A 25,560-nucleotide genomic window follows, 5' to 3' on the forward strand; every position below is an offset into this window, starting at 1 on the left:
AAAATGGATTTTAGCTTAATTGTTGACAGTTTACCGACCTACCTCGAAGGGCTATGGACCACTTTTTGGCTGGTAGGGTTGGCTTTAATTATCGGCCTAATGGTTGCTATTCCTTTAGGTATAGCGCGCAATAGTAATAACTTGCTGCTGAGTGCACCTAGTTGGTCTTTTATCTATTTCTTCCGCGGTACGCCGCTACTTGTACAACTCTATCTCATTTATTATGGGATGGATCAGTTTTTTCCTGTTAAAGATACCTTATGGGAACACGCTTGGTTTTGTGCTCTGGTGGCATTTGTATTGAATACGTCCGCCTATACTGCAGAGATTATTCGAGGCGCGATTAACGGTTTGCCAAAAGGTGAAGTTGAAGCTGCAAAAGCCTATGGAATGAGTACGTTCAAAACTTACCAACGAATAATATTGCCAAGTGCTTTGCGCAGAGCGCTACCAGCGTACAGCAATGAAGTTATCTTTATGCTTCACGGAAGTGCTGTTGCGGGTATTGTCACCATTATTGATTTAACTGGTGCGGCTCGATTAGTGAATTCTCGCTATTACGCGCCTTTCGAGTCTTTCTTAACGGCAGGTCTCTTCTATATGGCTTTAACTTTTGTCATCTTGTGGTGCTTTAAAACCGCAGAGAAAAAGTTCCTCGCTATCTAAGACCGCTAAGTTAAACGAAAAAAGCTTCCATTGTGGAAGCTTTTTTACGCACTAAGGTAGGTTATGAAAAGGTTGACCAAATAGGTGCGTGATCGGATGGCTTTTCAATACCGCGCAGTTCGTAATCTATTCCTGCTTCGGTGCAACGCTTAGCAAGAGATGGGGTGGCGAGCACAACATCGATTCGCAGACCGCGGTTGTCGTCAAATCCTCTAGAGCGATAATCGAACCACGAGAACTGGTCATTGACTTCTGGGTGCAGTTGCCTAAATGTATCGACAAATCCCCAATCTAGTAGGGTTGCTAGCCACTCTCTCTCTTCTGGCTGAAATGAACATTTACCGGTCTTTAGCCAACGTTTGCGGTTGGGCTCTCCAATACCGATATCAGCATCGATTGGGCTAATGTTGATATCTCCCATCACAATCAGCTCTTCGTCAGATGTGTGGTGGTCGTTTAGATAGGTCATTAAGTCTTTGTAGAACTGACGTTTGTATGGATACTTGGTTTCATGGGCAATGTTGTCACCCTGAGGGAAATAACCATTCAACACGGTGACTTTACCACCATCGTCTTTTTCAAACGTAGCCATAATCATACGTTTTTGGTGTTCTTCGTTATCGGTAGGAAAACCTTTTTGTACCGATATAGGCTCTTTTTTACAAAGCATAGCGACGCCGTAATGGGCCTTTTGGCCATGGAAGTAAACCTTGTATCCCATTTTTTCTACGTCTTCGATAGGGAAGGCTTCGTCATGCACTTTGATTTCTTGCAAGCCAATAACATCGGGCTGGTGCTTGTCGATAACGGCTTGTAGTTGATGAAGTCTCGCTCTTAAACCATTGATATTGAAGCTTATAACTTTCATTAGGCTCTCGTTCTCCTCGCAGGCCTTTAAGTGAATAAAAGATAGTAACACTATTTTTATCGAAATAGGCGCTTGCGATGAGGTTTAGTTGTTTGCAATAAAATCAAGCCGGGCTCTCCCCCCGAAAGCCCGGCTTATCCAAACGCAAGCAAAGGCGATGGATTGGTTTATCTCTTTTATACAAGAGCTGATTTAATACTACGGTAAAGCTGGCAAACTAACACAATGTAATAAGATTCATTTACAAAGCTGCGGATCTCGTGTCTTTCCCATGTAAAAACGTTGTTAGTCAATACAAGTTATGAAACTAGGTGTTTATTTTGGTTGGTGGTTATTTTAGTAGAACGGTATGTTTAGCAAACCGAGCTGCATTAATTGGAGCTAATAGCTGACTAGTATTGAGGGAAACACTTGCCAGTGTTTCCCAGTCTTATGGAGGGAATACTTAGGTTAATCGTGATCTAGCTTGTGGGAGTATACGTAAGTTTGGGTACAGACAGCGACCAGGGCTAAAAGAAGTACCAAAGCAGCAAGAGGACTCCATTTCAGTAGGGGAGCGGCAACTTCCTGCCAAAGTTGCATGGGTAAAGTGACACCGTAAAATGAGAGCCATATGAGCACACCAGTCACCGCTAGCACTAAAACAATGATGGACAGCACCATGTGTCCCGCTTCACGCCAAGCTATTTGATTTCGAATTCGGTGGTGAAGTTCTTCAACTTTATCTATGTCCGACATAAGAGTATCCCCCATTTTTTCTCTTATACCGAACAGTGCAAAAAACGATCACAAAAACCAGTAACCCTTAGTGACAAGCTGTAATAGAAGCTCCCAGTCCCCAGTTAGGTGAAGATCTTTTACGGTAACTTCGCGTTGGTTGTCAACGCCGTGACGAAGTGAACAGATACACCACGGATAGCAAACTTTTCTCCGTCTACATAGAGATAATCGGTTTGGTTTTCAATGGTTAATACTTTTAGCCCAAGTACCTTATTAGCGGTTAAGCCCTGCTGCAAATCACTGCGTAACTGAGACAAATCTATAGGGGAGTCCGGCGGAACAATGTCTAGGTGGTGGCGACTTTGGCTTAGATACTGTCCTAAAAAATGATTGAGATTGTTTTTATCTTCAAACTGAGCTAGAAGCATCGCTGTCAATTTGTCGACAGCGCTTTCGCTTATGTGATGATGGGAAACCTGTGGCTGCATGCTTGGGTCGTGTAGATGCGTCAGGCCTTGAGAACTTTCAATCACATAGTCGGCAAAATGGCTCAACAGCTCTTGTTGTTTAGGTGAGCGATATCCGATGGAATAACTTAAACTAGCGCTTAGTGTATCGCCACAATGTGGAAAGCCAGGGGGGATGTAAAGCAGATCACCGCATGTGACCTCTTCATCTATAATGGGTTCGAATCCAGATATTTGTCGCAGTGCGCCATCTTGTATGACTTCATCGTATTGACCAACATCTTTAGCGCCCACTTTCCAGCGTCTTTTTCCCTCTCCTTGAAGTATAAAAACATCATACTGATCGATATGAGGCCCAACCCCTCCACCCATAGCGGAGTAACAAACCATGAGGTCGTCAAACAGCCAGTTAGGCAGCGATGAAAAATGGCTAAGTAAAGGTGCAAATGCATCGTGCCAATGATTTACAGCTTGAACGACAAGTTGCCAATGGCTTTCTGGCAGACTCGTTAGTTGTTTTTCTTCAAAAGGGCCATGAGAGACTTTCCAATTTGATTCATCGTTAAAAATCAATCTTGAGTCGACTTCGGGCTCCATACTGAATCCCGCTAACTCGTCTGCGCTTAGCGGGTCTACAAACCCTTTGAAAGCTTGTTTGATGATGACTGGCTCTTTATGCCAGTAGGTAGAGAAAAACTCTTGCCAGCTAAAAGTTTGCTTAATCATTGCTTTGTTCTTTTAATTTACGAGTGAGGTCCGATTCAACGATTTTTAGTGCTTTTAGGGCAATTTCAGTGTCGACCTTATTGGTCTCAAGGAGGTAAATGAGATCGACAGCGAGTTTTACCTCATCAGGTGCGTTTTCTAATGGGTTATCAGACATGATTATTGGTTCTTCTCTCTAAAGGTGATCTTTTTTTCAATGTTAAGCTTGGCTTGCTGACAACGTTTCAAGCGCTGTTCGGTTGCAATGAGTGCTTTTTGAGCGTTGGCTTGTTGAAAAGGCGGGGCCGATGAGAGGGCAAACTCTTTCTCTTTCACCATATCTTTCAAGCGACGTTCCCACTCTTGATGCTGCGCCAGTTCTTGATATAACTCGTTGATTGGTTTCCTGAAATGTGTGTAGTGCTTAGGCTCTTTTTTACGTATCGTGACAGTGGCAAGTTCCCGTTGAATTGCCGTTAGCTGAGCGAGTAACCGTTCGGTGAGAAACTCGGCTCGAAGAGAAGTGAGTTTACCTGACTCTTTTTCACGAACGATGGAGTGATAGGTGGAACGCAACTCACTGACACAGGGAACGATCAACTTCGCTTTACAGTGAAAAAGTTGCTGATCAAATAAGGGCTGGTGATGCTCACCCCTTTGACGATCTAGATGGGCAGCGTCTTCACTCAGTTTGTCGATAGTTTGCGATAGCGCTTCTAAGTTCATAGGCCAACAAACCAAGCGTCATAGGCCAGTTTGACGGCAAGTGCGCTGACCATAAAAACAAACACTGGGCGAATAAACTTGGCGCCAAACTTAATGGCTGAATGCGCCCCAACAAATGCGCCGGCCATAAGGCATGTGCCCATAGTTAAACCCAACACCCAGTCTATGTGACCGAGAATCGCAAAAGTGACCAATGAGGTAAAATTACTGGTAAAGTTCATCGCTTTCGCCACACCAGAGGCGAGCAAGATATTGAGACGATAGAGAGCCATCGAGCTCACTGTCCAAAATGCGCCAGTCCCGGGGCCGGCCATTCCGTCATAAAATCCTATTGATAGCCCTTGTAGATACTGTTTGCGATGAAATTTTGGGCAGTTTTCGGGCATGACAGTAGTATTGGATTGAGGCGTTTTGTGCCAAATAGTATAAATGGCGGCCGCCAAAATAATTAGTGGTAGGATCTTTTCGAGCCATTGAGTACTAATTGCGTCGACAAACAGCGTTCCCAACATCGCACCTATCAAAGTTGAAACAAAGGCTCTACCCCAGCATCTCGCTTAAATAGCCTCTTTCGGTAATAGGTAAAGGCTGCCGTCGAAGAGGCAAATGTTGCGGCAAGCTTATTTGTTCCTAAAGCAATATGTGGCGGCAGTCCTAACGAAAGTAAAGTGGGTACTGTTAACATGCCTCCACCACCTGCGACTGCGTCAATAAATCCTGCGACAAAAGCTACCAGAGCCAACACCAACAAAAGAGTTGGTTCGAGAAATTCCATAAAGTCTGTTCTTCTTACTTATTTTAATGACTATTCAACAGTGCGGCTAAAAGGTGGCAGTGAATCGAGTAGGGCTTTTCCGTACGCTTGCTCACGATGCGCCGATCGAGGATTACGACTCTACCAGAATCTTGCTCTTTACGCAGCAAACGTCCGACGGATTGAATTAACTTTTTGCTCGCTTCGGGAACTGAAATTTGCATAAATGGGTTTCCGCCTCTCATTTCGACATATTCGGCATGTGCTTGTTCTACAGGAGAAGTGGGTACCGCGAATGGTATTTTCGTGATCACTAAGTTTTCAAGCAAATCACCCGGCAGGTCGAGCCCTTCTGAGAAGCTTCCAGTGCCAAATAAAATACTGGTTTTGCCTTTCTTAACTAAGGTTTGATGTTTTTTTAGTATGGCTCCACGAGAAGACTTACCTTGTATTTGCAGTGCCCAGCCATTTTTCAAGAACGTTTTGTGTAAACTTTCAGAGACTTTATTCATCTGCCAATAAGATGAGAAGAGCACTAAGTTAGCTTTCCCTTCGATAATGTATTGCGGCAAAATCTCGGCGAGGTAATCGGTAAATTCCGTTGCTTGTGGCTCCCATTTCATTTTCGGTATCAGTAGCTCACCATTTTTTTGATATTCGAACGGTGAAGAAAGGGCAAGAAAACGAACACCGTCTTCTGTTCTTTCACTGATACCACTTTGGCGACAGAAGAACTGGAATGAGTTGAGTGCGCGCATGGTAGCGGAAACTAGAATTGCTCCTATACATCGACTCCAAATTTGTTGGTCCAACTGCCAACCTACTTCCAGTGGAGAAACATTAACGATAAAGTCGCCTTCGCGGTCGGGGTTGATTTCCAACCAGCGGGCAAGCGGGGCGCCTTTTTCCCTTTGTGGCTCTGCCATCAAGTTCCAGACCTGAGCAAGATTGTCTAGTCTTTGGGTGTAGAAGCCAATTTCGCTCAGAGCAGGCTCCGCAAGACGGCGGCTGATTTCCCCATCTTTTAAACGTTCAGTGATTAAGTCTGCAATCTTAGCGACACATTGGGCAGCCTTTTGGGACGCCTTTTTTAACTCTTTTGACTCTTCTTCTAGCCAAGAAGGCAGTTCCCCCATTTCAAAACGACAGATGCCTTCAGAAAATTGGGCAGGGTCAAAACGCTTGCTCAGCGCCGTTAACTGGGGAATTAACACTTGAATTGACTCTTGCAGATCGTTTCGAAACCGTCCAACTCGTTTTTCATCTGCGAGAGAACTGAACTTTGCCGTCAATTGGTTGAGTTTCTCTAACCAGCTAGCCGCGCCACGCAAGCTGGCAGCTGCTGAGGCATGATCTCTAGCTACTAGAGGCAAATGATGAGCTTCATCAAAAACGTAAATGCTGTTTTCCGGCTCTGGAAGAATGATACCGCCACCGAGATCGGCGTCTGCCATTACCAAATGATGATTGGCGATGATGACATCGGCAGTATCTAGGTTAGTTCGCGCTTTTTGAAAAGGGCAATCTCGGTGAGCTGGCAAAGCTGGATTGCAAGTGTGCTTGTCACTGACAATAAGGTTCCACAAGTTATCTGGGATGGGGTCAGGCCAAGAATCTCGGTCCCCATCCCACTTGTTGGTGGCTAATGCGGTATACAGCTCTTGTAATAACGATATTTCCTCTTCTTCAGGCTTGGATTCAAACATCGCCATCTGGCCGCCATCGGTGCCACTAGCTGCGGCTAATTTTTCGCTGCAGCAGTAGCGCTGTCTGCCTTTTGCCAGAGTAAAGCTAAACTCAACGTCGCTGATCCTTCGATAAAGTGGTAAATCTTTATTAATAAGCTGCTCTTGTAGAGCAACTGTTGCTGTAGATATCACGACCTTGCGATTGTTGAGCACTGCTACTGGGATCACTGCCATTAGATAGGCGAGGGACTTACCTATGCCTGTCCCAGCTTCTGCGACCAAAATGCGGTTGCTCTTGTGGTATTCGCCACAAAGGGTTTTAGTGATTTCTGCTACAAGAAAGTTCTGAGCACGACGAGGAACAAAGTTTTCTAACTGATATTGCAGGTTTTGATAGCTCTTACGCACTGCATTTTGAATTTTGCTGGTTGACATTTAACACCCCAAAAAAGCGAGTCGGGATGGTAGCACAGATTTAAAAACCGTTCTTAAGTTCACAAATAAGAATTGTTTTGAACTAAAACTAGACCTTGTTCACAAAAAAAAACTGAACCTTCATAAACTTATAATTATTTCTAAAGGCAAAAAATATAACTCTCTAACGGGCTTGATTGTCTAGTTTATAATTCTGTTTGTGCCGCAAAAATCCATATTTATCAGATTTAAAGTCTATTGCATCGCAATTTTGCGATTCATGACAAATTTATCAAATTGATTAGAACTCGCTCGAAAAATGACATGAAAATCATGTAAGTCATTGTTATATATGTATTTTTTGTTTTTTTAGAACTATTTTTTAGAACATTTGACAGTCAGAGGATTCTTTTGCAAGCTAGTCGACGAAATTTAGAGACGGTGACATCGTACCAAAGAGTGCGAGGCATCTATCAAAAAACAGAAAGGGAACCGGATAAGGATTTCCCGAATTAAGAAAAGGCAGTGGATTATTATGAAAAAGACTCTAGTAGCACTAGCAGTTATGGTTGCAGCAGGTTCTGCTCAAGCAATCGAACTTTACAACCAAGACGGCGTATCTGTAGATCTTTCTGGTGACGTAGAAGTACGTTACATCAAGAAGACTGACGAAAATGCAAACACTACGCAGCAAATCGATGATGCAGACTTCGGTTTTGACACGCGTTACCAGATCAACGACGAGTACCAAATCGGTGCTTTCTTCGAGTTCTCTGGCGACAACAACGACCGTGCAACAGGTAACTCTTCTGTAGGCAACGTTTACGTAGCTCTTTACACTCAGACTTACGGTGACCTAAAAGTTGGTAAACTAGACACTATCATCGACGACGCTGGCGTTGGTTCTGATTTCGCATTTGGTGTTAAGTCTTTCTTTGACGACGCTCCTACTGGTGGCGAAGAAGCAGTACGTTATGACTACGATAACGGTGCTTTCTACCTAGGCCTAGGTCTTATCCAAGACAAGTACAACACTGATGACAAGCGCATCGGTAAAGACGGCAACTACCTAGATGCTAAAGTTGGTTACCGTATCAACGATCTAGACCTAACAGCTTACTACGCAACTGCTGACCTACGTGGTAAGAAGAAAAATGATGCTGGCACTCAGGATGTTCTAAACACTGACGCTACTATCTTTGCTTTCGAAGCTGTTTACGCAGGTATCGAAAACCTAAACCTAGAACTAGGTTACTACTCAACTGATGAAGAGCACCTAGGTACAGTAGTTACTCGTGAAGAAACTGACACTGTTGCTCTAGCAGCTGATTACACTTGGAACGAAATCACATTCGCTGCTGGTTACAGCACAACTGATTTCGAAGCTAGCGATGCTAAAGATGCAAACCACTGGTTCGGTAACGTAGCATACAGCGTTGCACCAAACACTAAGCTATACGCTGAAGTTGGTGGCAACAATGCAGACAAGAGCGAAACTGGTTACGCTGTAGGTATCCAAGCTAAATTCTAATTAGCTAATATCTGCTAAAAAAGCCACCTTAGGGTGGCTTTTTTGTATAAAAAGCTTGTAAAATCAAATGGTTTTTAGCTTAGTAAAATTTTAATAAGGAGATTAAGTGTGAAATTTGCTTTGATTCCACTTACGCTGTTAGCAGCAGGTATTTCATTGTCAGTACAGGCAGCTACGTTGGTTCCCGAACAAGGAATCTCCTTGTTGTTTGTCAATGGTCAAGAAACCGAGAGCAAAATCGAACCAATTGAACTCAAAGAAGGTGAAACTCAGCTAGTTTTGAGAATGGATAAGACGGTTGGTAAAGGTAACTCTAAAGAAGTCTTTACGTCAAAACCCTACGTCCTTACGTTCAATGCGAGTGGCGATACTATTAAACTCAAGCACCCAAAGGCTAGAAGTATCCAAGAAGTTACGCGAAACTTTAAAAATAGTCAGCCGGAATGGAAATTGATTCAAGATGGTAAGGAAATCTCTTACCAACAAGAGTATATCAAAGGTGGGAATGGCCTATTTCCATACATGAATATGGATGAGCTGTTAAAAGAGCACAACCAGCAGCGTGGTATCTTCTTTAAAGGTGATGAACTACAAAAAGTTGAAGTGGTAGCGCCTGTTGTTGCATCTACCTCAGCAGTAACGCAAGTTTCATCACAACAAGTAAAAGCACAGCCAGTGATTGCTTCAGACAATCTGGAACAACTAAAAGCTTGGTATATGAAAGCATCGAAAGAAGAGCGAAAAGCCTTCCGACGTTGGATGATAGACGCAGAATAATCGAAGAAACCGGAGCTAGAACTGAACTGACTCCGGTTTTTTCATTCTTGGGGTGTTAAATCACGACTGAAAACAGTCAGACCTATCTAGAGTCAATCGAATAGCTTCAATCAACTTATCTAGAGAGTGAGTATCAATAATATACGGTGGCATTATGTAGATGAGTTTGCCAAACGGTCGTATCCAAACTCCAGCGTCGACAAACGCCTTCTGAATGGTTTCCATATTGACCGGAGTCCTTGCTTCAACTACTCCAATCGCGCCAAGCCATCGAACCTCTTTTACTCTTTCATACTTAGTGAGTGAAGGCAGTGTCTTTGCAAAGTAACTTTCGATATTACGCACTTGCTGAATCCACTCTCCGGTTGCAAGTAGATCTAAGCTGGCATTAGCGATAGAGCAAGCCAACGGGTTTCCCATAAATGTGGGACCATGCATAAAGCAGCCTGCTTCACCTTCGCATACGGTGTTGGCTACGTGACTGGTCGTTAGAGTTGCCGCCAAGGTGACATAACCGCCAGTGATCGCTTTGCCAATGCACAAGATATCGGGCTCGATTTCTGCGTGCTCACAGGCGAACATCTTCCCCGTACGACCCAAGCCAGTCGCTATTTCATCGGCGATAAGTAATAGCCCGTACTGATCACAGAGCGCTCTTACCCCTTTAAGGTAGTTGGGGTGGTAAATACGCATACCACCAGCGCCTTGGACTATCGGTTCGAGGATAATTGCAGCAATATCAGTGTGGTGAGAAGCAACTTGGTGTTTGATATCATCTAGACAGCTTTCATCCCACTGTTGGTAAAACCCGATGCTTGGCGCTTGGCTAAAGACGTGTTGAGGTAAAAAACCTTTATATAGGCTGTGCATGGAGTTGTCGGGGTCTGTTACAGACATGGCTGCGAATGTATCGCCATGGTAGCCATTTCGCAATGCTAGAAATTTAGAGCGTTTCTCACCTTTGCTATGCCAGTACTGCAAAGCCATCTTAAGTGACACTTCGACTGCTACAGACCCAGAATCAGATAAGAAGACGTGATTGAGGCTAGATGGGGCGATGGACAATAACTTTTGACAAAGATCGACGGCTGGCTTGTGTGTGATGCCCCCAAACATAACGTGTGACATCTTATCGATCTGATTTTTAGCCGCTTGGTTAAGTGCAGGGTGATTGTAACCATGTATTGTTGACCACCAAGACGACATACCGTCCACCAGTTTGCGACCATCTTCCAAAACGATCTCGACACCTTGTGCACTCTCAACTGGATAACAGGTTAAGGGTGATACAGTCGAGGTGTATGGGTGCCAGATATGTTTGCGATCAAAGTCGAGATCAACGTTGGTATTATTACTTATTGCGCAATTATTGCTCATATGTAAACCTTGGTATTTTATTTTTGTTGACAGCATAACCTAAGCCTATAGACTAGCCAAGCTATTAAAATAAGTTAGAAATAAAGGAATGCATGTGGAAATCCGTCACGACTGGACCATCGCTGAAGTACGAGCGCTAATGGCAAAACCATTTATGGATCTTTTGTTTGAAGCCCAGCAGGTTCACCGCAAATTTCAACAGCACAATCACGTGCAGGTAAGTACTCTGTTATCAATAAAAACAGGTGCTTGCCCAGAGGATTGTAAGTACTGCCCACAAAGTGCTCGCTATACTACAGATATTGAAAAAGAACGCTTGATGGAAGTCGAACGCGTGCTCGATGCTGCACAAAAAGCCAAAAATGCGGGTTCGACGCGTTTCTGTATGGGAGCAGCATGGAAGAACCCTAAAGAGCGCGATATGCCTCACCTGACGCAAATGATTAAGGGCGTTAAGGAAATGGGCTTAGAGACCTGTATGACTTTGGGTATGTTGACGCCGGATCAAGCGCAAGAATTATCGAATGCTGGTTTAGATTATTACAATCACAACTTGGATACTTCGCCAGAATTCTACGGTAGCATCATCACTACACGTACCTATCAAGATCGCTTAGATACCTTGTCCCACGTACGTGATGCCGGCATGAAAATTTGCTCTGGCGGTATTATCGGTATGGGCGAAAGTGCCAATGACCGAGCGGGACTGCTAACCGAGCTAGCCAACTTGCCAACGCACCCAGAGAGTGTGCCGATCAATATGTTGGTTAAGGTCAAAGGCACGCCACTTGAAGAAGTTGACGACGTTGAGCCATTTGATTTTATTCGCCTTATTGCGATTGCGCGGATCATGATGCCAGCTTCAGCTGTACGACTTTCGGCTGGGCGAGAGAATATGAACGAGCAGATGCAAACGCTTTGTTTTATGGCAGGAGCAAATTCCGTCTTTTATGGTTGTAAGCTTCTGACCACTCCAAACCCTTCAGAAGATAAAGACATGCAGCTCTTCAACAAGTTGGGCATCAACAGCCAAGAAGTGTCCCAAAAGCCAGATGAAATTGAAGAGAACGAACTTCTAGATAGAGTGGTAGAACGCGTTGCTGCTCGTCCAAGTAAAGATGACCTCTTCTACGATGCAAGCCTTTAATAAGAGAATCGCTGAGCGATTAGCGGAAAGAGAGAACTCTTCGCTGTCTCGTACTATCAAAACGATAGAGCAGGGTAATAGTGTCAATTTAATCCACAATGGTAAAAAGTATATAAATTTTGCCAACAATGATTATCTTGGCCTAGCTGGCGATGACGAGTTAAAAAAGGCTTGGCAGCAGGGTATAGAGTTATATGGATGTGGTAGTGGGGCCTCACCTCTTGTTACTGGTTTTAGCAAAGCGCACCGAAATTTAGAACAAGCGCTTTGCAATTGGCTGGACTATCCGCGAGCGATCTTGTTTGGATCTGGTTTTTCAGCCAACCAGGCTCTGCTGGCGTGTTTGCTGGAAAAAGGAGACTTGCTACTTCAGGACAGGTTAAACCATGCATCACTCATGGAGGCTGGTATGCTATCTCCAGCTGATATGAGGCGATTCCGCCACAATGACGTTTCGCATTTAAGCCAACTGATAGACGCCAACCGCGATACGCTCGTGGTTACTGAAGGGGTGTTTAGCATGGATGGTGACCTCTCACCGCTGAAATCCATTTGCAATGAAATTTCTGATAAAGCTCTGCTTTGCGTTGACGATGCCCATGGTATCGGTGTCTTAGGGCGTGAAGGTAAAGGCAGTTGCCACTTTCACAACGTTAAACCACAGGTACAGATTATCACCTTTGGCAAGGCATTTGGCTTGTCGGGCGCAGCTATTCTATGTGATGAAATGCTCGGAGACTATTTAACACAGTTTGCCCGTCATCACGTCTATTCCACTGCGATTCCTCCGTCTCAGGCTTATGCGCTTACTCACGCGGTCAACATGGTTCGCAGTCAAGACTGGCGCCGAGATGTTTTATCCGAGCTTCAAGAGCATTTTGATAAGTGCTTCGGGGACTTAGAAGGCTATGTTCAGACCCAAACGCCGATTAAACCATTTATTTTAGGTGAAAGTGACAGAGCTTTAGCCCTTTCCGAACGATTGCAAGAAGAAAAGATGTGGGTGACCGCCATTCGGCCACCAACGGTTCCCAATCAATCAGCAAGACTTAGGATCACTTTGACCGCTAATCACTCAAAAACGCACATTGACCGCCTAGCGAGTAGTGTGAAAAAAGCGTTGGGAGCATAAGCAATGGAACATGCAGTATACGATTCCATTAAAATTTGCGACAAGCAAAAAATAGCCGATTCATTTTCAAAAGCGGCGATGACCTACGACCAGCACGCAGCATTTCAAAGAGATGTTGGAACACGACTGCTTAACTTACTACCTGCAAACCTAAAGGGTAAACAGGTATTAGATCTCGGTTGTGGAACGGGTTATTTCTCTCAACTTCTGCGAGAGCGCGGAGCCATAGTGACTTGTTTAGACCTTTCCCCCATCATGTTAGAAGTGGCAAAATCTCGTTGTGGAGAAGTGGGGGTGAGTTACCAAGTCGGAGACGCAGAACAACTTCCTTTCGACAGCGATTCTTTTGATATGGTTTTTAGTAGCCTCGCTCTGCAATGGTGTGACGATTTGTCGGTGCCATTGAAGGAGATAAAGCGCGTTGTCAAACCTCAAGGCCGAGCAGGCTTTGCCACTTTGCTAGATGGTTCTCTTGCAGAATTGAAGCAGGCATGGGGCAAAATTGACACATATCAACACGTGAATGAGTTTGTCTCGTTCAATCAAGTAAAAGTTGCGTTAGCGCAATCCGGTTGCCATTCCCATCATCTAGACTTGCCCACCATGGTTGTTTGGTACCCCACGGCCATATCTTTAATGCGAGACTTAAAAGGTATTGGTGCAAATCACGTCAGTGAACGTTCGCCTAAACCTCTGTGTCGCAATAGTCTGAAAAAGATCGAACAAGAGTACCTGGGGTATGCAAATCAACAAGGTCTTTTACCTGCTACGTATCAGGTTTGTATGGGGGTTATTAATCTATGATTAACGCATTTTTTATTGCAGGTACGGATACCGATGTTGGTAAAACAGTCGCTTCAAAGGCAATTTTACACGCCTTAGCGAAAAAGGACTTAAAAACAGTCGGCTATAAGCCAGTCGCTGCGGGTTGTGAAAAAACAGAACAAGGATGGCGAAATTCAGATGCACTGCATTTGATAAAAGCTGCAACGGTAGAGCGAGCTTACGAGCAAGTAAATCCGTATGCTCTGGAGCTACCAGCTTCTCCACATATCGCCGCTGAATATCAGAATCAGACCATTGATTATGGCGTTCTGTCTAAAGAGCTGGAAAGTCATAAATCAGCTTGTGATATGGTGCTGGTTGAAGGTGCTGGTGGATGGAGAGTGCCAGTTTCTCACGAAGACTGTTTGTCGACTTGGGTAAAGCAAGAAAAGTTGCCCGTTGTTTTGGTCGTGGGAATCAAACTGGGTTGTCTGAGCCACGCTATGTTGACGATGGAAACCATTTTGGCTGATGGGATTGAAATTGTCGGCTGGATTGCCAATAGAATCAATCCAGGTACAGAGCACTACGCCGAAATTATTGAAATGTTGGAGAATAAGATCCCAGCGCCAAAGCTAGGTGAGATTCCATACGTTCCGAGTGTGAAGCGACAAGATCTGGCGAAATACATTAACGTAGAACCGCTGTTAAAGTAATTTAAAGCAAAAAAAAGGGCTGTGAAAACAGCCCTTTTTCGTTTTAGATGCTATTACACGTCGCTAGAAAAGCCCATTAACGCCTGTTGAGTATCGACAACTTGTTTTTGAAGTTGCTGCTCAGACGCAATGCCGAGTTGCTGTTTTGCTTCTTCCTCGGTAATGCCTAGGTGACAACATAGTAAATCAATAGCCATTTGATAGTTGTTAGCTTCAGCCATGGATCGTGTCCTTATGTCTCATGGTTTTAATAATCTGATAGTGAGCCTAGCATTTTGATGAATAGCTGCAATTCGACTAAAGTCTAATCCAAAGTCAGTTAATCTTATACTTCTCTCGAATTGCTGGCGCTTCTGCTTCTAACTCACTCAATTTAATATAGAAGCTAACTGCGACTTTTGTGGAATTTTAAATCGGGAAAACACCAATATTTTCCGTGCCTTTATCACAAATCTATCCGTTTGTTGAATGATAGATTTCTCAGTAGATATCAAAGTAAATAGATGGCGAACAACAGAAAACAAATGTTTCAATTTACTGCTTAACCTTGTAATCAAAACACTTAGACTATATGTGTATATTGATGGCGTACTATAAGAAGTACGCTATACATTAAAATCTAACTATAAAAGAGTTTTGCTTGCACTATCGGAGAATCTAAATGAAGCGCGTAATGTTGTTTCTTGCTACAAACTTAGCCGTTGTACTGGTTTTAAGTGTTGTTCTTAACATCGTGTATGCCGTGACAGGTATGCAACCAGGAAGCCTGTCTGGCTTACTAGTGATGGCCGCCGTATTTGGATTTGGTGGCGCCTTTATCTCACTGTTGATGTCAAAGAAAATGGCACTGCGTTCTGTGGGGGGCATGGTCATTGAAAGCCCGCGTAACGAAACGGAGCACTGGTTGTTAGAAACGGTTCGTCAGCAATCTCAGAAAGCAGGTATAGGTATGCCTACCGTTGCGATATACGACTCTGCAGATATCAATGCTTTCGCAACTGGCGCAAAACGCGATGACTCTTTGGTTGCCGTTTCCAGCGGATTGCTGCACAGCATGACCCGCGACGAAGCTGAGGCCGTACTTGCTCACGAAGTAAGTCACATAGCGAATGGTGATATGGTTACCATGACTCTTATGCAAGGTGTGGTAAACACCTTTGTGATCTTCCTGTCTCGCTTTATTGCCAATATAGTCTCTTCGAGCAATAACAGTGATGAAGGTGAAGGGAACAACATGTTTGTTTATTTTGCCGTATCGATTGCGTTAGAGCTTGTGTTTGGGTTCCTGGCGAGCTTTATTACAATGTGGTACAGCCGTCGTCGAGAGTTTTACGCAGACGCTGGTGCCGCTCAACTGGTTGGTAAACACAAAATGATTGCGGCGTTGGAAAGACTAAAAATGAGCCACGAATCTCAATTAGAAGGCTCAATGATGGCATTTGGTATCAATGGCAAACGTTCAATCACTGAGCTGCTAATGAGCCATCCACCGTTAGACAAACGCATTGCAGCACTTCGAAACTCTTAAAAAACGTCATTAATTCTCTGAAAAGGCTTGGTTTTTACCAAGCCTTTTTTGATCCATTCCCGTAGTAAACCCGTATCTATAATCGTGAACTGAGAGTTTGGATAGTATGCAATTCGATTCTATCCTTATTGTAGTTGTACAAAAACCTATGTTGTACAAGTGATTATAGAGGGCAGAGTATGGATGTCGCGCAGGTAGGGGAAGTCTATCAAAAGCTAGACAAGAACAACTTACATCGGTTGGACGCTGTCTATCACGACAAAGTTGTGTTTGAAGATGCCGCTCATCGTTTGGAAGGCTGGTCAGCTCTTCAGGAGTATTTTTCAGCGCTGTATGAAAATGTACACAAATGTCAGTTTGTTATTCAAGAGCGTCAACAAGTGGGCGACTCTGGTTTTCTAACATGGACGATGGAGTTGGAACACCCGCGTTTACAAAAAGGGTCAACCATCTTCGTCAACGGAGTTTCGCACCTCAAGTTTAAAGATGGAAAAGTAATCTATCATCGAGACTATTTTGATCTCGGAGAAATGCTGTACGAAAACCTTCCCGTGCTCGGAAAATTGATAAAAAGCATCAAACGGAGGTTAGGTCAATGAAGTCCGTTTTCATCACCGGTGCCACTTCTGGGATAGGGCGTGCCCTTTGTGTGGATTATGCTGCCAATGGGAAGACGGTTTATGCGTGTGGGCGCAATCAGCAGGTGCTCAATGAACTCAAAGCAGAGTTCGACAACATTGTACCAGTGCGTTTTGATGTGACTGACAAAACGTCTGCAACATCGGCGTTAAGTTCTTTTGACCTTGTTCCCGACGTGTGGATTCTCAACGCCGGAGATTGTGAATACATCGAACAGGGCGTTGTTGACTCGCAGCTGGTTTCACGCGTATTCAACACCAATGTGATGGGAGTGGTAAACACGATAGAAGCATTTCAACATCACCTGCAAAACGGTCAGCGAATCGTTATTGTCGGCTCTATAGCGAGTGAGCTTGCTCTACCTAGAGCAGAAGCTTACGGCGCTTCCAAAGCCGCAGTGAGTTACTTTGCTCGCGCTCTCAAACAAGATTTAGCTCCAAAGGGAGTAGAGGTTTCTGTTGTTTATCCCGGCTTTGTTAAAACCCCTCTCACAGATAAAAACACTTTTGACATGCCTATGATGGTGTCGGTCGAACAAGCGTCTAACGCGATTAGAAAAGGCATTGAACAAGGGAAAAGCTCAATATATTTCCCGAAAAGATTTACATCGATTTTGAGATTTATTGGGGCATTGCCATACAGCTGGCAATACGCGTTGACAAAAAAACTTTTAAAAAATTAGCGGAGAAAAGAAGTGAAAATAGCCATCATAGGAACTGGAATATCAGGGCTCACTTGTGCTTACAAACTTCACCGTTCGCACGACATAACCGTATATGAAGCCAACGACTATATCGGAGGTCATACTGCGACAATTGATGTTGAGGTTCAGGGTCAGCCTTTTGCAGTAGATACCGGTTTTATTGTCTACAACGATAGAACTTACCCCAACTTTATCGCCTTGATGAATGAGATCGGTGTTAAAGGAACGCCGACCGAAATGAGCTTTAGCGTGCGCAATGATGAAAATGGCTTGGAGTACAACGGTCATACGTTGACGACGCTCTTTGCTCAAAAGCGCAACTGGCTAAACCCCAAGTTCTACCACTTTATTTGGGAAATTCTCCGATTCAATAAAATGGCTAAGGTTGCGACAAAAGGGGAAAGAGAACAGCAGACCTTGGGTGAGTTCCTGGATGTAAATCGTTTTTCTGATTATTTCTCAACCAACTACATCTTGCCCATGGGCGCGGCTATCTGGTCTTCTACACTGGCAGATATGCGAGCGTTTCCGCTGCAATTTTTCTGCCGATTTTTCTTGAATCACGGTCTTTTAGATGTGGTTAATCGCCCACAGTGGTACGTGGTCAATGGCGGTTCTCGTTCGTACATAAAGCCGCTAACTAAAGCCTTTGCAGATAATATCCGACTCTCTAGTCCAGTGCAGAAAGTCGCAAAGAGTGAAGACGGCGTTTGGGTCGAAGCGCAAGGAAAAAGAGAGTACTTCGATCAGGTTATCTTCGCTTGCCACAGTGATCAGGCATTGGCGATGATTGAAGCACCGAGCGAAGCCCAAACTGATGTACTTACTAACTTGGCATATCAGGCAAACGAAGTGGTCTTACACACCGATACGTCTTTGTTACCGAAGCGAAAAGCGGCTTGGGCCTCTTGGAACTATTGGCTCACAGGCGATAGTGCAGAAGAGCAGGCGGCCCCAAAGTTAACCTACAATATGAATATTCTCCAACACATCGACGCGCCAGTGACCTTTTGTGTCTCGTTAAACAGTGGGGAGACGATTGACCCAGCCAAAATCTTGCGCCGCTTTGAATACCATCATCCCGTATTCAATAAGCCAGCCATGGAAGCACAACGTAAACGCAGTCAGATAAATGGTTTGGACGGTCTCTGGTTCTGTGGCGCGTACTGGTACAACGGATTCCACGAAGATGGTGTACGCAGTGCTTTGGATGTGGTGGAGGGTATCGGCAAGTTACCACAAAAGCGAGAAACGCGAGGTGCGGCATAATGACTGGGCGAGATCTCAACAGCGCGATCTTATCTGGGAATGTAAGGCATCGACGTTTTGCCCCAACTACACATAGTTTGAACTATCATTTGTTTATGCCAAGTATCGATCTAGACGAATTGGAAACACTAGAAAAACAAGTGGTGGGTTTCGGTCAAAAATGGTGGAACTGGGCTCGATTTCGTCGACAAGACTACCTTGGTGAAGGTTGCCTAAAACAAGCGATTCAAGACAAGGTTTTTGAACTTACAGGAAAGCGTTTTGATGGGCGCGTAGAAGCAGTCGTTCACTTACGATACTTAGGGTTCTATTTTAGTCCGGTCAACTTTTACTACCTGTTCGACCAAGAAGGCGAATGGCAGTACTTATTGGCTGAGGTGAGCAACACCCCGTGGAATCAAAGACATTATTATGCCATACCCAAAACTAGAGATGGCAAGTGGCAGCATGAAAAAGCCTTCCACGTGTCGCCTTTTAATCCCATTGAGCAGAATTACCATTGGCGTTTAAAGCGACATCAGTCGAGTGTGCTAATCCACTTAGAGTGTCACCGTTCGGAAAAAGAGTTCGACGCCACTATGACAATGAAGAAAGAACCGTTAAGCAGCAAAAATCTTATTGGTCATTTGATCAAAACACCGGTAATGGCAGTAAAAGTGATTATAGGAATCTATTGGCATGCGCTTAAGTTGTGGTTAAAGAAGACCCCTTTCTATGCTCATCCAGACTCAGACAACAATAACGAACACAGGGAGCAAAATACGCCATGAACTCGCAAATAGTGACTAACGCGCGAGGCTTAAACGTCTTAGAGCGATCTTCTCGTTCCCTAGTGATGAAAGCCGTTTCAATGCTCCAGTTTGGTAGCCTAACCGTAGAGGAAGAGTACGAAGATCAATCGGCTTCGAGAAGAGAAGTGTTTGGTAAAAGAGACGAAAACGGAATAAATGCGATTGTTAAAGTAAAACATCCGGGTTTTTATTCGCGTGTACTTAAAGGAGGAAGTATCGCGGCGGCAGAAGCGTATATGGATGGCTGGTGGGAGAGTCCAGATCTAACAGCAGTGACGGAGCTGATGGCGCTAAACATGGACGCGTTAGACAAACTGGAATCCCATACATCGCCTCTCACTCGATTAATGATGAAATTGATGCACTGGTCGAATCGAAACACCATCAGTAACTCAGAAAAAAACATCCACGCGCATTACGACTTGGGCAACCCATTGTACGAGTTGTTTTTAGACAAAAACATGCTGTACTCATCCGGCATTTACAAATCTTCTAAAGACTCATTAGAAAAGGCACAGATAAACAAGATGGATCGCCTGTGCCGCCAGTTAAATCTCACCGAGAAAGATCATGTGATAGAGATTGGTACGGGTTGGGGTGGTATGGCAATTCATATGGCGAGTCACTATGGATGTAAGGTAACAACGACAACTATTTCTGAAGAGCAATATCAGTACGCAAAGGAACGCATTCACACTCTTGGGTTAGACGATCAAATTACTTTGCTAAAACAAGATTATCGCAAGCTTGAGGGGCAATATGACAAGCTTGTCTCCATAGAAATGATAGAAGCTGTGGGCAAAGCTTATTTAGAGTCATATATGAAAAAGTGTCAGTCCTTATTAAAACCGGGCGGTTTAATGGCGATTCAGGCAATTACTATTGCTGATCAGCGCTATGATTACTACAGCAACAATGTAGATTTTATTCAGAAATATATTTTCCCAGGTGGTTTTTTACCCTCTATTACTGCACTGACCCAAACTGCGACTAAATACAGCGATTTAGTGATTCAAGATCTGTTTGATATTGGTATCGACTATGCAAAGACCCTTAACGATTGGCTGGTTCGTTTTGACCACAATATAGAAAGCGTGAAACAACTTGGATATGACGAGCGCTTTATCCGTATGTGGCGCTACTACTTTTGCTACTGCGAAGGTGGGTTTAAAGCAAGGAGTATAAGTACAGTTCACGTAACGTTTAGACGCCCACCGGTGAAGTAGCGCTATGGCAAAACTCCTATACCCTTCGATCTGGTTTCAACTGCTTTGGTTTCTGGCAGTATTAGGACAAACACAAATGCAGTGGCTAACCGTAGCGTTAGCCACTTGTACCTATGCAGTGTGTCTTATCCGATGGCCGTTTCCCATTGAAAAAGCGATTACTCTTGCCCTGTTTGGCATGTTGATGGATTACGGCAACATGCAACTTGGCGTTCTCTCTTTCGAGCAGAGCTTTTTTCCAATTTGGTTGCTTGCTCTGTGGTTTAGCTTCACTTGGTATGCTTATATTTTGAAAACTTTATTGAGCCGATACCCACTTACCTTCGTATCAGTGTTAGGTGGAGTAGCCGGAGCATTAAGCTACGTAGCTGGTCATAAGTTTGGCGCGGTTTCCTTTGACTACTCCTTACCAATAACACTCAGTGTACTGTTCGTTGAATGGTCCCTGATTATGGCTCTTATTGCGAAGGTGTACGGTTATGGCAAAGGAAATAGTAAAAACGTGCTGTCTTAGCGCGCTGTTAATGGTGAGTAGTGCTGTCACTGCAAAAGAAGCTTTAGAAAAGCAATGGGAAAATTGGGATGAAGTGGGGGAAGCGCAATTAACGGTGTTTATCTTTGATGTATACCAGTCGAGATTATTAACCCCATCTGGGGAGTACATAAGTCAGCAAGACATCACGCCTCATCCGCTGGCTCTTAATATCCAATACCAACGCGATATTTCTAGCCAGCAACTCCTAGAAGCAACGGAAGGTGAATGGGAAAAGCTTGGGTTTAACCGCGGTGATATTCAGCGTTGGAGCCGAAATCTGGCGAAGATTTTCCCAGACATCAAAGATGGACAAGAACTCACCTACGTGACAGACGGAAATAGTGGTCGCTTCTATTACAACCCAGCACAAAACCAAGACATTACCATGATAGGCGAGATAGCAAACGAATCCCTCAATGATGCATTTTTATCAATTTGGCTTTCTCCCGACACGTCATATCCAGAATTAAGAAAACAACTGATAGGAAAAGCTCGATGAGAAAAAGCGTCGTTTTATTTTTAAGTCTATTTTTGGTTGCATGTACGGCCGATTTAAATCAGTACCAAAATAGTTCTCCGCGTTTTGATTTGTTTAATTATTTTCAAGGTAAAACCTTGGCGTGGGGAATGGTTCAAGACTACACGGGTAAGCAAACACGACGTTTTGAAGTGATGATAATTGGCGAAGTGAAAGACGATAAATTGGTACTCACTGAAGATTTTGTATTTGATGATGGGGAAGAAACGCGTCGAATCTGGACTATTGTAGAAACTCGCCCCGGGTATTACCAAGGCCAAGCAGATGATATTCAAGGAGTCGCGATAGGGCAGGAAGTGGGCAACGCACTGCGCTGGAAATACGATTTTGAGTTGGCTTTAGATGATTCAACAATAGTGGTTGAGTTTGATGATTGGCTTTATCGACAGGACGATAAGCACGCCTTCAACCTTACTAAAATTAAAAAGTTTGGAATTGAAGTGGGCCAGTTGACCCTATTTTTTCAAAAACAAGGGGAATAAAACAAAAAAGGCTTCCGTTTGGAAGCCTTTTAATTCATTAAGCCGATTAAAGCTTGTCTGTTAACTCAATCGCTTGACCGATGTAGTTCGCAGGTGTCATCTCTTTCAAGCGAGCTTTTTCACTTTCTGGCAACTCAAGACCGTCAATAAAGTTGCGCATTGCCTCGCCATCAACACGTTTACCACGGGTTAGCTCTTTCAGTTTTTCGTATGGCTTCTCAATACCATAGCGACGCATAACTGTTTGAACAGGTTCCGCTAGAACTTCCCAGTTTTGGTCAAGTTCCGCAAGTAGTGCATCGCGGTTCACTTCTAGCTTACTGATGCCTTTTAGGGTAGACGTGTAAGCAATAACCGCGTAACCAACGCCGACACCAAGGTTACGTAGAACCGTTGAATCGGTTAGGTCACGTTGCCAGCGAGAAATTGGAAGCTTTTGCGCTAGGTGTGAGAACACTGCGTTCGCTAGGCCAAGGTTGCCTTCAGAGTTTTCAAAGTCGATTGGGTTAACTTTGTGCGGCATAGTAGAAGAGCCGATTTCACCAGCAATCGTTTTTTGCTTGAAGTGGCCCAGAGCAATATAGCCCCAAACATCGCGATCAAAGTCGATCAAAATAGTGTTGAAACGCGCAACGGCGTCGAATAGCTCAGCGATGTAGTCGTGAGGTTCGATTTGAGTGGTGTAAGGGTTCCAAGTAACGCCTAGTGACTCAGTGATGAACTCTTCGCTGAACTTGTGCCAGTCTAGATCTGGGTATGCAGATAGGTGTGCGTTGTAGTTACCTACAGCACCGTTGATCTTACCAAGAATTTCAACGTTTTCGATTTGCTTGTACTGACGTTCCATGCGGTAAGCAACGTTCGCCATCTCTTTACCCATGGTGGTCGGAGAAGCAGGTTGACCGTGAGTACGAGAAAGAAGAGGAATGTCGCGGTACTCTTCGGCAAGCTTAGTAATAGCATCAATTAGGTTGCGGATTTCAGGAAGAATCACGGTTTCACGCGCTTCTTTAAGCATTAGAGCGTGAGATGTGTTGTTGATATCTTCTGAAGTACATGCAAAGTGGATAAACTCAGTGACCGCGTGAAGCTCTGCAACTGGCGCTACCTTTTCTTTCAGGAAGTATTCTACCGCTTTAACATCGTGGTTTGTCGTACGCTCAATCTCTTTGATACGGTTAGCGTCTTCTTCTGAGAAGTTTGCTGCCAGTTCGTCTAGATAAGCATTAGCTTCGGCACTGAAAGCCGGCACTTCAGCGATTTCCGCTGTTGCTGCAAGTTTTTGAAGCCAACGAATTTCAACGATAGTACGGTACTTCAACAGACCGTATTCGCTAAAAATTTCACGTAAAGCAATCGTCTTGCTACCGTAACGGCCGTCTACTGGTGAAACAGCAGTCAATGCTGACAGTTCCATGATGTTCTCCTGAATTGGGTTTCTAAATTTCGTGAGCTTTATACCAATAACTGTGGCAATTGTCACGAATAATGCGCAAACGTTTGCGCGAGATTGATGAAGTCAAAAAAACAAGCTCGCGGAAAACGCGAGCTGATTGTTACATTCGGGCCAAAAGTATCTGAGCTTGTTCGACCATCTTCTTGCGTCCAAAAATAAGGTGACGGCGTTTGCCCCCCACCTGGCGCCAAAGTACTGCGCTGCGGATACCAGACAGTAAAAGCGCACGGACTTTGTGTTGCGTACTGGTCTGCTGGAGGACAGATGGTGTGCCCGATACTTGAATGCGCGGGCCAATAGGGCTGATAACGTCCAAATACACGCTCGCCATGTTACTCACCATTTGCTCGTCTAAAAGCTCAAAGTGGTCCTGTTGGCGAGAGAGCATCTGAATTCTATCGCCTAATTGAGACATAGCGTCATTACGGCCATTTAGCTTGCGTTCTAAAGCCATCAAACTGATGATATAACGCGTCACTTCACTGCCAGATGGCGTGCTATCAATACCGTTAACTAAACATTCCAAACCTACTCGAAGATCGGACTCTCGGCCAAAGACATCGATTGTACTGTTTGGACTTAAGTTGAGTACCGCATTTAAAGAGGTAATTAACGCTTGTTCGTCACAATGACCTTGTTTAGCAACTTGTTGAACCAGTGCCACTGCTTGGCAAATCCCGGCAAAAGCAATCGTACGGTCATAAAGAGTGTTGGCCACGTCTACTTACTCCTGAAACTTGTAGTTAAAAGCGCTCTTCGATAATGCCACCACCTAGGCAGACATCATTGAGGTAAAATACAGCCGACTGTCCCGGAGTGACAGCGACTTGTGGCTCATCAAAGACCACTTTAATATTTTCGTCGTCAATTGGAATAATGGTACAAGGAATATCGGTTTGACGATAGCGAGTTTTCACTGAGCATTGAAGTGGCGCAGTAATTGGCTGGCGATCCACCCAGTGTAATTGTGAAGCTAGTAATCCATTAGATTTTAGCAGTGGGTGATCGGCCCCTTGTACCGCGATAAGAACGTTTCTTTTTAGATCTTTCTCGGCCACATACCAAGGTGATTCGTTGCCACCGCCGCCTTTTTGACCGCCAATGTGCAATCCCTTTCGCTGACCAAGGGTGTGATACATTAAGCCTTGGTGCTCGCCAATTACTTTGCCTTCCGGTGTTTCAATTTTGCCCGGTTGAGCGGGTAGATATTTGGATAAGAAATCAGTGAACTTTCTTTCCCCAATAAAGCAGATACCGGTTGAATCTTTCTTTTTTGCAGTGATTAGTCTTGCTCTTCAGCAATGCGGCGAACTTCGGGCTTTTCTAATTCACCAACAGGGAATAGGCTGCGACTGATTTGCTCATGGCTTAGTGTATATAAGAAATAGCTTTGATCTTTGTTGCCATCTATACCGCGTAACATTTGCGCCTTTTCGCCGTTTTCTGGGAAGCTTCGGCGTACGTAATGACCCATGGCGATATAGTCGGCGTCTAATACTTCGTCGGCAAATTCCAAAAAGGCTTTAAACTTGATCTCTTTGTTACAAAGAATATCAGGGTTCGGAGTACGTCCTGCTTTGTATTCAGCAAGGAAGTACTCAAAAACGTTATCCCAGTATTCGGCTGCAAAGTTAATGGTGTGCAGGTGAATCCCCAGTTTGTCACATACAGCTTGAGCATCGGCAAGATCTTCAGCGGCAGTGCAGTATTCTTCGTTGTCGTCTTCTTCCCAGTTTTTCATAAACAGGCCTTCCACTTGATAGCCCTGTTGCTTTAGGAGGTAGGCTGATACTGAAGAATCTACCCCTCCGGACATACCGACAATTACTTTTTTACAACTGTTTTCTGAATGGTTACCAGACATTACTTACTACCATATGTGTTAACTGGACGCAGATTCTATCAGAAAGCATAGCGCTGTGACAGTTTATAGCACGCGT

General features: G+C 44.3%; 25 protein-coding genes and 3 pseudogenes. 16 read left to right on the forward strand and 12 right to left on the reverse strand.

Annotation, left to right across the window (positions count from 1 at the left end; translation table 11 throughout):
- The first annotated feature begins 3 nt into the window (after window positions 1–3).
- A complete protein-coding gene (locus tag BLO31_RS04135; protein WP_139158934.1) occupies window positions 4–666 on the forward strand; it encodes an ABC transporter permease in 663 nt (220 codons plus the stop codon).
- A gap of 61 nt (window positions 667–727) precedes the next feature.
- On the opposite strand, the gene xthA is transcribed toward BLO31_RS04135, so the two are convergent.
- The 7 genes and pseudogenes from xthA to dinG all read right to left on the reverse strand — a co-directional run bounded on the left by xthA (window position 728) and on the right by dinG (window position 7,029).
- A complete protein-coding gene (xthA, locus tag BLO31_RS04140) occupies window positions 728–1,534 on the reverse strand; it encodes an exodeoxyribonuclease III (protein ID WP_070963016.1) in 807 nt (268 codons plus the stop codon).
- 450 nt (window positions 1,535–1,984) lie between these two features.
- Window positions 1,985–2,287, reverse strand: a complete 303-nt coding sequence (locus BLO31_RS04145) for a hypothetical protein (RefSeq protein WP_070963017.1) — start codon at window positions 2,285–2,287, stop codon at window positions 1,985–1,987.
- A gap of 104 nt (window positions 2,288–2,391) precedes the next feature.
- Window positions 2,392–3,447, reverse strand: a complete 1,056-nt coding sequence (locus tag BLO31_RS04150) for a cupin domain-containing protein (protein ID WP_139158936.1) — start codon at window positions 3,445–3,447, stop codon at window positions 2,392–2,394.
- Complete coding sequence (gene rsmS, locus BLO31_RS04155) at window positions 3,440–3,604, reverse strand: pleiotropic regulatory protein RsmS (protein WP_070963018.1); 165 nt, start codon at window positions 3,602–3,604, stop codon at window positions 3,440–3,442. The genes BLO31_RS04150 and rsmS overlap by 8 nt, the downstream gene beginning before the upstream one ends.
- A gap of 2 nt (window positions 3,605–3,606) precedes the next feature.
- Window positions 3,607–4,152, reverse strand: a complete 546-nt coding sequence (gene priC, locus BLO31_RS04160) for a primosomal replication protein PriC (RefSeq protein WP_070963019.1) — start codon at window positions 4,150–4,152, stop codon at window positions 3,607–3,609.
- Window positions 4,149–4,927, reverse strand: a pseudogene (locus BLO31_RS04165) (sulfite exporter TauE/SafE family protein). The gene priC and the pseudogene BLO31_RS04165 overlap by 4 nt, the downstream one beginning before the upstream one ends.
- Window positions 4,928–4,957: 30 nt before the next feature.
- A pseudogene (gene dinG, locus BLO31_RS04170) lies at window positions 4,958–7,029 on the reverse strand (ATP-dependent DNA helicase DinG).
- A gap of 514 nt (window positions 7,030–7,543) precedes the next feature.
- On the opposite strand from dinG, the gene BLO31_RS04175 reads away from it, so the two are divergent.
- Entirely contained in the window at window positions 7,544–8,539 is a 996-nt protein-coding gene (locus BLO31_RS04175) for a porin (protein WP_070963020.1), read from the forward strand.
- Between the two features lie 108 nt (window positions 8,540–8,647).
- Window positions 8,648–9,316: a YccT family protein gene (locus BLO31_RS04180; RefSeq protein WP_070963021.1), complete on the forward strand. Its 669-nt coding sequence runs from the start codon at window positions 8,648–8,650 to the stop codon at window positions 9,314–9,316.
- Between the two features lie 60 nt (window positions 9,317–9,376).
- Here BLO31_RS04180 and bioA read toward each other — a convergent pair whose 3' ends face one another.
- Entirely contained in the window at window positions 9,377–10,693 is a 1,317-nt protein-coding gene (gene bioA / locus BLO31_RS04185; protein WP_070963022.1) for an adenosylmethionine--8-amino-7-oxononanoate transaminase, read from the reverse strand.
- 94 nt (window positions 10,694–10,787) lie between these two features.
- Here bioA and bioB point away from each other — a divergent pair, with 94 nt between their 5' ends.
- The 4 genes from bioB to bioD are packed head-to-tail and all read left to right on the forward strand — an operon-like array spanning window position 10,788 to window position 14,453.
- Window positions 10,788–11,840, forward strand: coding sequence for a biotin synthase BioB (gene bioB / locus BLO31_RS04190; RefSeq protein ID WP_070963023.1), 1,053 nt, complete (start codon window positions 10,788–10,790; stop codon window positions 11,838–11,840).
- The gene (locus tag BLO31_RS04195) at window positions 11,827–12,972 is read left to right on the forward strand and encodes an 8-amino-7-oxononanoate synthase (protein ID WP_070963100.1); all 1,146 of its coding nucleotides are present in this window, start codon (window positions 11,827–11,829) and stop codon (window positions 12,970–12,972) included. The genes bioB and BLO31_RS04195 overlap by 14 nt, the downstream gene beginning before the upstream one ends.
- A gap of 3 nt (window positions 12,973–12,975) precedes the next feature.
- Window positions 12,976–13,776 (forward strand): malonyl-ACP O-methyltransferase BioC, encoded by an 801-nt coding sequence (gene bioC / locus BLO31_RS04200; protein ID WP_070963024.1) that lies wholly within the window; start codon window positions 12,976–12,978, stop codon window positions 13,774–13,776.
- Window positions 13,773–14,453: a dethiobiotin synthase gene (gene bioD, locus BLO31_RS04205; protein ID WP_070963025.1), complete on the forward strand. Its 681-nt coding sequence runs from the start codon at window positions 13,773–13,775 to the stop codon at window positions 14,451–14,453. Before bioC ends, bioD begins: the two co-directional genes overlap by 4 nt.
- Window positions 14,454–14,506: 53 nt before the next feature.
- Here the strand turns inward: bioD and BLO31_RS23725 are convergent, their stop codons facing one another.
- On the reverse strand, window positions 14,507–14,674 hold the full coding sequence (locus BLO31_RS23725; RefSeq protein WP_175443172.1) for a hypothetical protein: 168 nt from the start codon (window positions 14,672–14,674) through the stop codon (window positions 14,507–14,509).
- A 440-nt stretch (window positions 14,675–15,114) separates the two neighbouring features.
- Here BLO31_RS23725 and htpX point away from each other — a divergent pair, with 440 nt between their 5' ends.
- From htpX to BLO31_RS04250, 9 genes are all read left to right on the forward strand, one after another.
- Entirely contained in the window at window positions 15,115–15,981 is an 867-nt protein-coding gene (gene htpX, locus BLO31_RS04210; RefSeq protein WP_070963026.1) for a protease HtpX, read from the forward strand.
- 179 nt (window positions 15,982–16,160) lie between these two features.
- Window positions 16,161–16,580 (forward strand): nuclear transport factor 2 family protein, encoded by a 420-nt coding sequence (locus BLO31_RS04215; RefSeq protein ID WP_070963027.1) that lies wholly within the window; start codon window positions 16,161–16,163, stop codon window positions 16,578–16,580.
- The gene (locus tag BLO31_RS04220; protein ID WP_070963028.1) at window positions 16,577–17,302 is read left to right on the forward strand and encodes an SDR family NAD(P)-dependent oxidoreductase; all 726 of its coding nucleotides are present in this window, start codon (window positions 16,577–16,579) and stop codon (window positions 17,300–17,302) included. Before BLO31_RS04215 ends, BLO31_RS04220 begins: the two co-directional genes overlap by 4 nt.
- 12 nt (window positions 17,303–17,314) lie before the next feature.
- Entirely contained in the window at window positions 17,315–18,592 is a 1,278-nt protein-coding gene (locus tag BLO31_RS04225) for an NAD(P)/FAD-dependent oxidoreductase (protein WP_070963029.1), read from the forward strand.
- Window positions 18,592–19,362: a DUF1365 domain-containing protein gene (locus BLO31_RS04230; RefSeq protein WP_070963030.1), complete on the forward strand. Its 771-nt coding sequence runs from the start codon at window positions 18,592–18,594 to the stop codon at window positions 19,360–19,362. The genes BLO31_RS04225 and BLO31_RS04230 overlap by 1 nt, the downstream gene beginning before the upstream one ends.
- Window positions 19,359–20,609, forward strand: a complete 1,251-nt coding sequence (locus BLO31_RS04235) for an SAM-dependent methyltransferase (RefSeq protein WP_070963031.1) — start codon at window positions 19,359–19,361, stop codon at window positions 20,607–20,609. Before BLO31_RS04230 ends, BLO31_RS04235 begins: the two co-directional genes overlap by 4 nt.
- Before the next feature lie 4 nt (window positions 20,610–20,613).
- Window positions 20,614–21,123 (forward strand): DUF2878 domain-containing protein, encoded by a 510-nt coding sequence (locus BLO31_RS04240; protein ID WP_070963032.1) that lies wholly within the window; start codon window positions 20,614–20,616, stop codon window positions 21,121–21,123.
- The gene (locus BLO31_RS04245; RefSeq protein ID WP_070963033.1) at window positions 21,089–21,643 is read left to right on the forward strand and encodes a chalcone isomerase family protein; all 555 of its coding nucleotides are present in this window, start codon (window positions 21,089–21,091) and stop codon (window positions 21,641–21,643) included. The genes BLO31_RS04240 and BLO31_RS04245 overlap by 35 nt, the downstream gene beginning before the upstream one ends.
- Window positions 21,640–22,164: a DUF3833 domain-containing protein gene (locus BLO31_RS04250; RefSeq protein ID WP_070963034.1), complete on the forward strand. Its 525-nt coding sequence runs from the start codon at window positions 21,640–21,642 to the stop codon at window positions 22,162–22,164. The genes BLO31_RS04245 and BLO31_RS04250 overlap by 4 nt, the downstream gene beginning before the upstream one ends.
- Window positions 22,165–22,210: 46 nt before the next feature.
- Here BLO31_RS04250 and purB read toward each other — a convergent pair whose 3' ends face one another.
- The 3 genes and pseudogenes from purB to mnmA form a co-directional block, all read right to left on the reverse strand.
- Window positions 22,211–23,581 (reverse strand): adenylosuccinate lyase, encoded by a 1,371-nt coding sequence (purB, locus tag BLO31_RS04255; protein WP_070963035.1) that lies wholly within the window; start codon window positions 23,579–23,581, stop codon window positions 22,211–22,213.
- A 139-nt stretch (window positions 23,582–23,720) separates the two neighbouring features.
- Complete coding sequence (gene hflD, locus BLO31_RS04260; RefSeq protein ID WP_070963036.1) at window positions 23,721–24,338, reverse strand: high frequency lysogenization protein HflD; 618 nt, start codon at window positions 24,336–24,338, stop codon at window positions 23,721–23,723.
- A gap of 25 nt (window positions 24,339–24,363) precedes the next feature.
- A pseudogene (gene mnmA / locus BLO31_RS04265) lies at window positions 24,364–25,484 on the reverse strand (tRNA 2-thiouridine(34) synthase MnmA).
- Window positions 25,485–25,560 lie beyond the last annotated feature (76 nt).

It is taken from the genome of Vibrio sonorensis, from assembly GCF_001854765.1.
Classification (GTDB): Bacteria; Pseudomonadota; Gammaproteobacteria; order Enterobacterales; family Vibrionaceae; genus Vibrio; species Vibrio sonorensis.